General features: G+C 71.5%; 7 protein-coding genes and 1 pseudogene. 3 read left to right on the top strand and 5 right to left on the bottom strand.

What is annotated here, in order from left to right; genetic code table 11:
* Positions 1-216: 216 nt before the first annotated feature.
* Both HBB12_RS11580 and HBB12_RS11575 read right to left on the bottom strand, forming a co-directional pair.
* Positions 217-1,215 (bottom strand): fumarylacetoacetate hydrolase family protein, encoded by a 999-nt coding sequence (locus HBB12_RS11580; protein WP_236989474.1) that lies wholly within the window; start codon positions 1,213-1,215, stop codon positions 217-219.
* 153 nt (positions 1,216-1,368) lie between these two features.
* On the bottom strand, positions 1,369-2,430 hold the full coding sequence (locus HBB12_RS11575) for a zinc-binding metallopeptidase family protein (protein WP_236989473.1): 1,062 nt from the start codon (positions 2,428-2,430) through the stop codon (positions 1,369-1,371).
* Positions 2,431-2,753: 323 nt separating this feature from the next.
* Between HBB12_RS11575 and HBB12_RS11570 the strand changes: the two genes are divergently transcribed.
* The 3 genes from HBB12_RS11570 to HBB12_RS11560 all read left to right on the top strand — a co-directional run bounded on the left by HBB12_RS11570 (position 2,754) and on the right by HBB12_RS11560 (position 7,571).
* Complete coding sequence (locus HBB12_RS11570) at positions 2,754-4,304, top strand: acetolactate synthase large subunit (protein WP_236989472.1); 1,551 nt, start codon at positions 2,754-2,756, stop codon at positions 4,302-4,304.
* Between the two features lie 127 nt (positions 4,305-4,431).
* Complete coding sequence (locus tag HBB12_RS11565; protein ID WP_236989471.1) at positions 4,432-6,822, top strand: putative bifunctional diguanylate cyclase/phosphodiesterase; 2,391 nt, start codon at positions 4,432-4,434, stop codon at positions 6,820-6,822.
* 104 nt (positions 6,823-6,926) lie between these two features.
* A complete protein-coding gene (locus HBB12_RS11560; protein WP_236989470.1) occupies positions 6,927-7,571 on the top strand; it encodes a L,D-transpeptidase in 645 nt (214 codons plus the stop codon).
* A 491-nt stretch (positions 7,572-8,062) separates the two neighbouring features.
* On the opposite strand, the pseudogene HBB12_RS11555 reads toward HBB12_RS11560, so the two are convergent.
* The 3 genes and pseudogenes from HBB12_RS11555 to HBB12_RS11545 all read right to left on the bottom strand — a co-directional run bounded on the left by HBB12_RS11555 (position 8,063) and on the right by HBB12_RS11545 (position 11,966).
* A pseudogene (locus HBB12_RS11555) lies at positions 8,063-8,835 on the bottom strand (IS5 family transposase).
* A gap of 156 nt (positions 8,836-8,991) precedes the next feature.
* Positions 8,992-10,377, bottom strand: coding sequence for a DUF3100 domain-containing protein (locus tag HBB12_RS11550; RefSeq protein ID WP_236989469.1), 1,386 nt, complete (start codon positions 10,375-10,377; stop codon positions 8,992-8,994).
* Positions 10,378-10,436: 59 nt separating this feature from the next.
* Positions 10,437-11,966 (bottom strand): aldehyde dehydrogenase family protein, encoded by a 1,530-nt coding sequence (locus tag HBB12_RS11545; RefSeq protein WP_236989468.1) that lies wholly within the window; start codon positions 11,964-11,966, stop codon positions 10,437-10,439.
* Positions 11,967-11,982: the final 16 nt, after the last annotated feature.

The raw sequence follows: 11,982 nt of genomic DNA, 5'->3' as shown, positions 1-11,982 counted from the left end.
GGACGCTCATCAAGATGGCGGCCGGATCGACTGCAATCGAAGATTGCACTTCCGCGCGCGCAACATCGGCACTTGCCGTTTGTTGCGTCAAATTCCGAACAAATACCTAATGCCTTCGCTCAACGGCGCTGCCATGGTGTGATTCAAGGTTATCGGTTGCGTTTTACTGCCAGCACAACCGGCGCGCCCTGAGGCGGCGCGCCGGCCGTCTCTGCGTCAGCCGGTCACGTCGTGCTCGATCGCCCCGAAGATCGAGTGCCCGCCGGCATCCTTCATCTCGACCCGCAGGCGGTCGCCGGCCGCGAGGTAGGGGGTGCGGACCCAGCCGCCGGTCAGGGCCTCGGCGGCGCGGGCCTCGGAGAGGCAGGCATAGCCGGCGCCGCCCTCGGCGGCGGGGCGGCCCGGGCCGCCGTCGATGCCGCGGTTGGAGACCGGACCGGCGCTGACGATCGTGCCGGCGCCGAGCGCACGGTGGCGCGCCGCCTCCGCCACCAGGGCGACGAGGCTGCGGCCGAGATCGGTCCCGGCCTCGGGGCAGCCGAGCGCCTTGCCGTTGCGGCTCACCAGCAGCGGGCGGTGCAGGGCGCCGTCCCGCCAGGCATCGCCCAGCTCGTCGGGGGTGACCACCACGGGTGCGAGGCTCGCGGCGAGCGCCGGCGCCTCGGCCCCGTCGAGGTCGAGCCCGTCCGGCCGCAGGCGGTCGTGGCGGATCACCTCCGCCACCAGGGTCACCAGCCGGATGGCGTCCCCGGCGGCGGCCGCATCGGCGCCGGGGCCTACGTCGCCGGTGATCACCGCGAGGCCCGCCGCGAGATCGAGGGAGGCCGCCGGGTCGTCGGGCGTGAGCCGGTCGCGGGGCCCGAGGAACCCGTCGGAGGCGGCGGGCACGAGGAGCCCCGCCTCGCCGGCCGGCGCCTCGGCGCCCGCGGCCTGGCGCAGCAGGGCCGGGTAGCTCGGCCAGGCGGCGGCGTGCCGGCGGGCATAGGCCCGCGGCAGGGGGGCGGCGCAATCGTGCTCGTGGAAGCGGAACGAGGGCACCGAGCCGTGTTCGAGCTGCTCGGCCAGGGCGTTCAGCGCCGGGGCGTAGCGCTCCCAGTCGTCGAGGGCCTGCTGCAGGGTCGGTACCACGATGAAGGCGTCGGTGGCGCGGGTCAGGTCGCGCGAGACCACGACGAGGCGGCCGTCGCGGCCGTGCTTGAGGCTGGCGAGCTTCATTCGGCGTCCCTCCTGGGGCCCGCTGATGCGGGCGAGGCGGCCCGATTCGTCGGGCACGTTGCCCCATCATGGACCGCCCCGGCCGCGGAGGCTACGGCCGGGACGGTAAGGCGCATCCCTTTACGTCAGATATGGTCCATCAGATTTTGTCCGTCAGATCGTCCCATGGACGAGGCCGTGGATGAAGCCGAGCTTGGCGATCACCGGCGGGGCCAGCACGAAGGGGTAGAGGTCGCCCTGGCCCATCGCCCGGTTGACGCTGTTGAGCGCGAACACGAAGGGCAGCCAGGCCTTCATGATCTGCTCGATGCTCTGCGCCTCGTAGGGGTCGAAGTCGATCCGCGCGGCGAGCTCGCCGCCGGCGTCGAGGAGCGGATGGACCTGCATGCCGAAGGCGCTCGCCATCTCCAGCGTGTCGACGATGTGCAGGTAATGGGCCCAGGTCTCGGCGAAATCCTCCCACGGATGAGTGGTGGCGTAGGCCGAGACGAAGTTCTCCTGCCAGTTGGCCGGCGTACCCTGCTCGTAGTGGCGCTGGAGCGCGGCGTTGTAATCCTGCGAATCGTCGCCGAACATTGCCCGGCAGGCGTCCAGCCGGCCGGCATCGCGCACCAGCAGGTCCCAGTAATGGTGCCCGACCTCGTGGCGGAAATGCCCGAGCAGGGTGCGGTAGGGTTCGCCCATCTCGCGCCGGCGCTTCTCGCGCTCGGCATCGTCGGCCTCGACGAGCGCGATGGTGATGACGCCGTTGTCGTGGCCGGTCATCACCTTCGGGCCCTGGTTCTCCGGCGGATCGGCCAGGAAATGGAAGATCAGCCCGTGCTCGGGATCCTCGGCCCGGGTCTGCAGCGGCAGGTTCCAGCGCAGCAGGCTGTAGAACAGCCGGTGCTTGGCAAATTCCATCTCGCGCCACTTGGCGAGGTGGTCCGGATTCGACACGTCGGGGATGGTGCCGTTGTGGCGGCAGGCGAGGCAGAAGGTGTCGCCCGAGCCCGGCGGCACCAGCCAGTTGCAGGTGTCGTGCACCGCGTTGGCGCAGAACCGGCTCGGCCGGTCGCGGGCGGCGAGCGGCGTCCAGTCCTCACCGCCTGCCGGCTCCAGCGCCGAGAGCGTGCGGGTCTCCGGCAGGTAGGCGAGGCGGTGGCCGCAGCGCTGGCAGGTCCGGTTCTCGAAATACAGGATGTTGCCGCAGGACTGGCACTGGAACAATTTCATCGGAGCCTCCACCGGGCGCGCTGCCCGCCGCACGGTGCAACGAACGTGCTAGGGGGGCGGTGGTTGCGGTGCTCCCTCGCCCGGAGCCGCATCGAGGCTCACGGTCGTCGTTCGACCGTCCGCTCCGGCGTCCGTGATGAGCGATCGAGTGTGAACGCCTCCACGCTCAGCCTATCATCGCCCGCAGGGAAGGCCGCCGTGAAGCCGGGCGTCACGGCGCCCACCCATGTCCCCCACGCCCTCACGGCCCGCACCGAAATCCCCTATCACCAGACCGCAAACCCGAACCGGGCCGACAGATGCCCGCGCGAGAGGAGACGCCGATGGCGATGAACGGGGCCGAGAGCCTGGTGCGCACCCTGGTGGCGGGGGGCGTCGAGGTGTGCTTCACCAATCCGGGCACCTCGGAGATGCACTTCGTCGCCGCCCTCGACCGGGTCGAGGGGATGCGGGCGGTGCTATGCCTGTTCGAGGGCGGGGCGACGGGCGCCGCCGACGGCTATGCCCGCATGGCCGACAAGCCGGCCTCGACGCTCCTGCATCTCGGGCCAGGCCTCGGCAACGGCATCGCCAACCTGCACAATGCGCGCCGCGCCCGCTCGCCCCTCGTCAACATCGTGGGCGAGCACGCCACCTATCACCGCACCTTCGACGCGCCGCTGACCTCCGACATCGAGGGGCTGGCCGGCCCGGTCTCGGCCTGGGTCCGCACGGGATTGAGCGCCAAGGCGGTGGCGGCGGACGGGGCCGACGCCATCGTCGCCGCCCGCACGGCGCCCGGGGGCGTCGCCACCCTGATCCTGCCCGCCGACACCGCCTGGGAGGAGGGCTCCGGCATCGCCCCCCTGCCGGCGACGCCTGAGCGGCCGCGGGCGAGCGACGAGGCGATCGCGCATGCGGTCGCCGCCTTGCGCAGCGGCGAGCCGGTGCTGCTGCATCTCGGCGACCGGGCGGTGCGCGACGAGGGACGGCGGCTCGCCGCCCGCATCGCGGAAAAGACCGGCGCGAAGCTGCTCGCCATGACGTCGAACGCCCGCATCGACCGCGGCGCCGGCACGGTGCCGATCGAGCGCCTGCCCTATCCGGTCGATCCGGCCCGCGAGGTGCTGGCGCCCTACAAGCATGTCATCCTGGTCGGCGCGACGCTCCCGGTGGCGTTCTTCGCCTATCCGGGCAAGCCGAGCGCGCTCGCAAGCCCCACCTGCGACGTCTTCGCTCTCGCCACGCCGGAGCAGGACCAGATCGATGCGCTCGCCCGCCTCGCCGAGGCGGTCGGTGCGCCGGAAGAGGCGCCGCTGCCGCCGCTGTCCCGCCCCGACCTGCCGGGGGACGGGCGCCTCGACCAGGACGCGATCGGCCGCGTGCTCGGCGCGCTGATCCCCGAGGGCGCGATCGTCTGCGACGAGTCGGTGACGACGGGGCGCAACTTCTTTCCCGCCACCCATGCGGCGGCGCCCCATACCTGGCTCCAGCTCACCGGCGGGTCGATCGGGCTCGGCATCCCGATGGCGACCGGCGCCGCGGTGGCCTGCCCGGACCGCAAGGTGATCTCGCTCCAGGCCGATGGCAGCGCCCTCTACACCGCCCAGGCGCTGTGGACCCAGGCCCGCGAGCGCCTCGACGTGGTGACGCTGATCTGGGCCAACCGCTCCTACGCGATCCTGCGCCACGAACTGACCAATGTCGGCGCCAATCCGGGCCGCAAGGCAATCGACATGCTGACCCTCGACGACCCGCCGATCGACTGGGTGAGCCTGGCGCGGGGCTACGGCGTCGAGGGGCGCCGGGTCGAGACCCTGGCCCAGTTCGTCGATACCCTCAAGGGGGCGCTCGGCCGGCGCGGGCCGTTCCTGATCGAGGTCGCGCTCGGATAGCAACGCCGCGCATTCGCGGAATCTTCACCTTGCCTTGCGCCGATCCGTTCGAAAGCCGGCTCATTTTAACCATCCGGAAGACCTGCGAGGTCTATCGCCGGGACGGTGCGGGTTCGGATCGGATCGGATGAGCGGGAACGCGAAGGGCGACGGCACCGAGGGGCTGCTGCACCGCTGGCGCGCCGCCCGGGCCGCCGCCCGGGGGCTGCCGGCCTACGAGGACCTGGTGCTGGGCAATCTCGGCCGCATGGCGAGCCGGTCCGCCCTGGTGGGCGGGCAGGCCTCCCATCTCTGCCTGCTCTGGGTCGGCGAGGCGTTCGAGGGCTGGCTCGGCCGCGAGGGGGCGGGCATCGCCCTCGACGACCTGCCGGGCGGGCTCGCGCAGTCCCTGCGCGAGGTCGTGGGCGACGCGCTCGCCACGGACGAGCCGGTCCGCGCGCCTTGTGCCCGGGTGGCCGGGGGCGTCGCCTACACCACCGGGATGCTCGGCCTGCCGCTCGCGACGAAAGCCGGCGAGCGCCTGGTGCTGCTATGCCTCGCCGGCGACGCCGCACGCACGAACCTCCTCAAGACCCTCTTTCGCTCGACCCGGCAGGGCATGGTGGCGGCGGCTGCCCTGCGCGACGCGAACGGCGCGGTGTGCGACTTCCGGATCCTCGCACTCAACGCCGCCGCGGCCGCGATGCTGCGCGCCACCGTCGAGACGGCGCAGTGGCAGCGCCTGACCACGCTGCTGCCGCACCTGCGGACCTCGGCGACCCTGGATCGCCTGGTGGCGGCCCTCGACGGCACGGCCGGCAGCTTCGAGGGCTCCTATCCGCGGCCCGACGGGGGGATGCTGCACCTGCGCATCGAGGTCGCGGCGATGGGCGAGTTGCTCGGCGTCACCCTCACCGATATCGGCGACCTGAAGGCCCGGGAGGCCTCGGCCCGCCTGCTGTTTGAGCACAACCCGGTGCCGATGTGGCTCTCGGGCGAGGACGGGGCGGTGCTGGCGGTGAACGATGCCGCCACCGGCCATTACGGCTTCTCGCGCGAGGACTTTTTGGGGTTCTCGGACGGCGACCTGATCGCCTCGGAGGCGTCCGGCCCGTCCCAGCGCCACCGCCGCCGCGACGGCAGCCTGATCGACGTCGAGGTCTTTTCCGGCCCGATCCCGTTCGAGGGCCGGCGCGCCACCCTGACGGCCTGCGTCGACGTGACCGAGCAGCGCCGGGCCGAGCAGCGCATCGCCCACATGGCCCATCACGACGCCCTGACCGGGCTGCCGAACCGGGTCCTGTTCCACGAACGGCTGGCCGAGGCGGCGGCATCGGGCACGGGTCTCGGCCTGCTCTGCCTCGACCTCGACCATTTCAAGCTCGTCAACGACACCCTCGGCCACCCGGCGGGCGACGCGCTGCTGCGCGAGGTCGCCGAGCGCCTGCGCGCCTGCCTCGGGCCCGACGGGCTGGTGGCGCGGCTCGGCGGCGACGAATTCGCGATCCTGAGCCCCGCGAGGCGGGACGTCCTGCTCGCCCTCGCCGACCGGATCGTCGCCGCCCTCGGCCGGCCCTTCGCGCTCGACGGCCAGGACGTCACGATCGGGGCCAGCATCGGCATCGCGCTCGCCCCCGAGCACGGCGACGACCCCGACGGGCTCCTGCGCAAGGCCGACACCGCGCTCTACGCCGCCAAGGCCGACGGGCGGCGCACCCGGCGCCTGTTCGAGCCCGCCATGGACGCGGCGCTCCAGAACCGCCGCGCCCTGGAGCGCGACCTGCGCGCCGCCATCGCCGCGGAGGCGCTGGAGGTCCATTACCAGCCCCTCGTCGACGCGCGCAGCCTCGCGGCGACGGGCTGCGAGGCGCTCCTGCGCTGGCGCCATCCGGAGCGGGGCTTCGTCTCGCCGGGCGCGTTCATCCCGGTCGCCGAGGAGACGGGGCTGATCGCGCCCTTGGGCGAGTGGGTGCTGCGTCAGGCCTGCCGCGAGGCCGCCGGCTGGCCGGCGGGCATCCGGGTCGCCGTCAACCTCTCGCCGGCCCAGTTCCGCACGCCCGACCTCGTCGGCACCGTGGCCCGGGCGCTCGCCGAATCCGGCCTCGACCCGTCCCGGCTCGAACTGGAGATCACCGAGCAGGTGATGCTGGAGGAGACGACCGCCAACCTGGCGGTTCTGCACCGGCTGCGCGCCCTGGGCGTGCGGATCGCCATCGACGATTTCGGCACCGGCTACGCCTCGCTGAGCTACCTGCAGGCCTTTCCGTTCGACAAGATCAAGATCGACCGCTCGTTCACCGCGGCGCTCGGCCGCGAGGCCACCGCGATGGCGATCGTGCAGGCGGTGATCGGGCTTGGCGCCAGCCTCGGCATCACCACCCTGGCGGAGGGCGTCGAGACCGAGGCGCAGCTCGCCATCCTTCGGGGCTGCGGCTGCGGCGAGGTGCAGGGCTTCCTGTTCGGCCGGCCGGTGCCGGCGGCCGAGATCCGCCGGCTCGTCGCGGCCTCCGCGCGGCCCGCCGGGATGGCGGCGGCCTGATTGTCGCCACCCGGTTTCGCGGGGGTTGAGGCCGGGAGGACACAACCCGGGCGTCCGGGAGCGGGTAGGCATGAGGTGAATTCTTGCCGAAAGGTTGCGCCCGCATGCTCCCGCGCCGTCTCGTCCTCGCCCTCCTCGCCGGGCTGCCGCTCGCGGCCTGCAATTCCCGTGGGCCTGCGAACGTCGCGGCCGTGGATCCGGACGCGGCCTGGTACATCGGCAGCATGCCCGACCAGCCCTACGACGTGCCGCTGGTCGACCGCAGCCGGATGGACCCGAAATACCGGCCCCAGACCGTCGCCTATACCGGCCTGGAGAAGCCCGGCACCGTCGTGGTCGATATCGACGAGCGCTTCCTCTACCTCGTCCAGGAGGGCGGCCAGGCGCGCCGCTACGGCGTCGGCGTCGGCAAGCTCGGCTTCTCGTGGAAGGGCACCGCCACGGTCGGCCGCAAGGGCGTCTGGCCCGATTGGGGTCCGACCGCCAAGATGGTCAGCCTCCACCCCGACCTGCCGCGCTCGCGCAAGGGCGGCCTCGACAACCCCCTCGGCGCCCGCGCCCTCTACCTCTACCAGGGCGGCCGCGACATCCTGTTCCGCATCCACGGCACCAACGAACCCTGGAGCATCGGCGAACAGATGTCCTCGGGCTGCGTGCGGATGCTCAACGAGGACGTGGTCGATCTCTACAACCGGGTGCCGGTGGGCACGACCGTGCTGGTGAAGCGGAACGGGAAGTATCGGGTTTAGGGGAGATCGTCGGGTCGAGGGCTCGCGCCCGAACCCTCCCCCCTCTGCGGCAGGGCTGTCCGGGGAAAGTTGTGGCGTGCCTCCCCTCTCCCGTGTGGGAGAGGGGCCGGGGGTGAGGGTGACACGCTTCCGCGTAAAGCTCTGAATGTCGTGCTGACAGCTCGACGCTCTTCGTTTCATACTGAAGCGTATCACCCTCACCCCTACCCCTCTCCCACACGGGCTAGCGGATTCACACAACGTCTCTGAAGCCCAACTCATTGTAAAAGAGGGCGCTTTCCCCTCCCCCTTGTGGGGAGGGGTTAGGGGTGGGGGTGGTGCAGGAGGCACCGCCGAAATCTCTCCGGCACCACCCCCACCTCCGGCTCCTCCCCACAACTTGCAGCGATTCCGGGCAAGCCCGGGATCGCCGGGGGGAGGAGAGGCGCGCGACCTTCACCGGGAGAAGCTCTCGAACGGAGAAGTGTGAACACGCTAGGCGGTGTGGACAGTTACCTGAGCCATAGGACGATGGCGGCGATGGTGACCACTGCGGCATAGTTGCGGGCTGTTTTCTCGTAGCGTGTGGCGACACGCCGGAACTGCTTGAGCTTGGAGAAGCAGCACTCAATCAGGTGCCTCTCGGTATAGAGCGCCGTGTCGAGCTCGTACTTCTTGGCGCGTGAGGGATTGTTCGGGATCACAGCCGTGGCGCCCTTGCCGGCAATCGCCTCGCGCAGCCGATTACTGTCGTAGGCCGCATCGGCCAGGACCACCGCAGCAGGGAGATCCGCCAGGAGCGCCTCGGCCTGGGGCGCATCGCCTTTCTGCCCCGCCGTGAGGGCAAACCGGATCGGACAGCCAAGGCCGCGTACGACCAAGTGGATCTTGGTGCTCAGGCCGCCGCGGGACCGGCCCAGTGCCTGATCGGGCGGATCATCAGACCCCCTTTTTTTGCGCCCGCCGCATGTTGGTGAGCGCGCACGATCGTGGAGTCGACGATCAGGTACTCAAAGTCGGGATCGTCAGCCATCGCCTCGAAAATGCGCCACCACACGCCCTTCTGGCTCCAGCGACTGAAGCGGCGGAACACGCTGTTCCAGTCGCCGAACGCCTCGGGCAGGTCGCGCCACGGTGCGCCGGTGCGCACGATCCAGAGCACGCCCTCCACGAACATGCGGTTGTCGCGTCCGGTCGAGCCGCGTTGATCCGGCCGGCCGATGATCAGGGGGGATAAGCGCTCCCACTGACCATCGCTGAGAACGAGACGATCCAGAACTCCCAAGGCGGCCCCCCAAAAAGCAGCCTTGAATCACTCCCCACCCGCAAAGGGAACCCCAAGAGTCCACACCGCCTAGCCCACACGGGAGAGGGGATCCCGCGCTTGATTTTAAGAGGGATTTTCCCCGCAGAGGGGGGAGGGTTACCCGTCGCGCTCCGTTCACACCGGCGGATGCATCCAGAACTGGGCGATCAGCGCCGCGCCGAGGAACGTGCCGGCATTGGCCATGAACGACACCACCACGATGCGCCAGCCGAGGCGCCGGAAGGCCGGGAAATCCTTGGCGAGCGACAGGCCCGCGAAGGCGAGGATCGGGGTGGCGAGCGCCAGGAAGTTGATCCGGCCCGTCGCCGCGGCGATCTCGGCCGAGAACGGCGTGCCCGGATAGGTGAGCGCCATGCCGATCAGCGAGACCCACACCACCGCCGGCAGCCGGCGCCCGGCGAGGCGGTAGAGCACCTCGCCCACCGCCACCGCGGCGACGATGATCCCGGCACCGATCAGCACCTGCCCGTCGATCGGCGTGCCGTAGGTGAGCCGGTTGCCGATGAGCCCGAACACGGCCGTGGCGAGCCAGATCAGGATCAGCGCCGGCAGGCCGAAGGCAGGCGCGGCATGCGCCGTCACCACCTCGGTCGGCGCGGCGGCGGCCTCGGTCCGTCCGCGACCGCGGCCCAGAATCGGCTCCAGCACGCCGTAGGCCCAGATCGTGAAGGGCAGGGACAGGAACAGGGTGAAGTAGGTGCCGATGGTGGTGGTGATGAGGTTGCTCGCCGCCGCGAAGGTGGCCACCTCCTTCGCCATCTCGGGGGTCTGCTGCGCCGCGATGGCGCCGGACGCCGCCGCCATCATGCTGCCCGACCCGACCCCGGCCCCCATGGCGAGCGCCAGCGGGTTGAAGATGCCGAGGCTGGCGATCAGCCCGGCGAGCACCGCGATGAACACCGCGCCGAACACCGTGCCGGTCAGGTACTCGGCGAGCACGCCGCGGCCTTCCGGCGAGTCCATGCCGAAGCGCTCGCCGATGATCGCGAGGCTGGGCTCGCGCCCGACCGAGAAGGTGGCGCCGATCGCCTCGCGCTTGAGCCCGAGGAGTAGCGCCACGGGCAGGCCGAACACCATCGTGCCGAAGAAGTGGCCGAATTCCTGGAAGGCGAGGGCCCAGCCGGCGCTCAGGATCTTCGGCAGCGAGCCGCCGACGAGGAGGCCGAGCTTGGCGACGAAGAGGAGAAGCGCCGGCTGGAGGATCGCGCCTGCGGCGTGCTGGAGCGAGACGGGCAGCCGCAAGGCGCGGGGCAGGCGCGGCGCGGCAAGTCCGAGGCCGCCGCCCATCAGCAGGGCCCAGAGCAGGGGCAGGAGGATGATCTTGCCGTGGCCGAGCGGGATGGCGACGTTGCCGATCGCCTCTGCGATCGTCACCACCACGAGGGCGAGGAGGAACAGGACCAGGATGCCGGCGCGGCCGGCACGAGTCGCGGGAGGGGGCACGGGTTGGGTCACGGGCGCGACGGCGGGATTGCCGGTCGCCAGGGTGGCGCTCGTCATCGATCGGTCTCCGGTGCGGGGGGACGGTCCGGAGGCCGCCGCCCCCGGACCGGGAGGGATCAGGCGCCGACGCCGGGGGCGTAGCCGAAGGAGGCGGCGGGAGCGGCGGCGGTCTCGACCCAGACGCTCTTGACCTGGGTGTATTCGTGCAGGGCCTCGAGGCCGCTGGAGCGCCCGTAGCCGCTCCGCCCCGAGCCGCCGAAGGGCGAGGAGACGTGGATGGTCTTGTAGGCGTTGATCCAGAAGGTGCCGGCCCGGACCTGGGCCGCGACCCGGTGGGCGCGGCCGACATCGCGGGTCCAGACCGCGCCGGCCAGCCCGAACTCGGAATCGTTGGCGATGGCGACCGCCTCCTCCTCCGTGTCGAACGGGATCACCGTCACGACCGGTCCGAAGATCTCGGTGCGGGCGCAGTCCATGGAATTGTCGGCCTGGGCGAGGATCGTCGGGCGCACGTAGAAGCCGCCCTCGGCGGGGGTGCCGTCGCTGCCGGCGGCGAGCGTCGCTCCTTGATCGAGGCCGCCGCGGATCATCGCGAGGACGTGCCGGTACTGGGTAGCGTTGTTGATCGGCCCGATTTCGGTCTCGGGATCGAGGGGATCGCCGACGCGGATGCGCTCGGCGCCCGCCGCCAGCATGGCGACGAAGCGGTCGTAGACCGGCCGCTCGACGAGGAGCCGCGAGCCGGCGACGCAGGACTGGCCGGCACCGGCGAAGATCGCAGCCTGCGCGCCGAGGCAGGCCCGCTCCAGGTCGGCATCGGCGAAGACGATGTTGGCCGACTTGCCGCCGAGTTCGAGCACGCAGGGCTTGAGATGCCGCGCGGCGCTCTCGGCGATCTTCGCGCCGGTGGCCGGCGAGCCGACGAAGACCACCTTGGTCACGGCCTTCTCGGCGAGGGCCGCCTGGCCGGTGGTGTGGCCGTAGCCGGCGAGCACGTTGACGACGCCCGCGGGCAGCCCGGCCCGCTCGGCGAGGGCCGCCACCGCCAGCGAGGTGAGGGGGGTGAGCTCCGAGGGCTTGAGCAGCACCGCGTTGCCGGCGGCGAGCGCCGGGGCGAGCTGCCAGCCGCAGGTGAAGACCGGGGCGTTCCAGGGCGTGATCTGGAGCACGACGCCGAGGGGCTCGCGCCTTGTATAGTTGAGGTGGCTGGTCGGGACCGGGATCACCTCGCCATGGAGCTTGTCGGCCCAGCCGGCATAATACTCGAACATCTCGGCGACCTTGGTCGCCTCGCCGCGGCAATCGCGGATCGGCTTGCCGGCATTCAGCGCCTCGAGGCGGGCCAGCCCCTCGACCTCGGCGCGGATGACGCGGGCGATCTCCTGCATCACCCGGCCGCGGGCGGCGCCCGTCAGCGCGGCCCAGCGGGCCTGGCCGACTTTCGCCGCACGGGCGGCCTCGGCGACTATGTCGGGCCCGGCATCCGGGTATTCGGCGAGCGTCAGGCCGGTCGAGGGATCGACGAGGCGCACATTCTCGCCGGTGCCGGGGACGATGCGGCCATCCACCCAAGAACCGATGGTGGTCGTCTCGGGGAAGTACGGGCGCAGGAGGGCGGCGAGCGCCTGCGGGCGGGTCTCGGTCATGATGGGATCTCCTGGG

Origin of the sequence: Methylobacterium sp. SyP6R (assembly GCF_019216885.1) — a bacterium.
Classification (GTDB): domain Bacteria; phylum Pseudomonadota; class Alphaproteobacteria; order Rhizobiales; family Beijerinckiaceae; genus Methylobacterium.
This window is presented reverse-complemented; position numbering and strand designations above follow the sequence as displayed.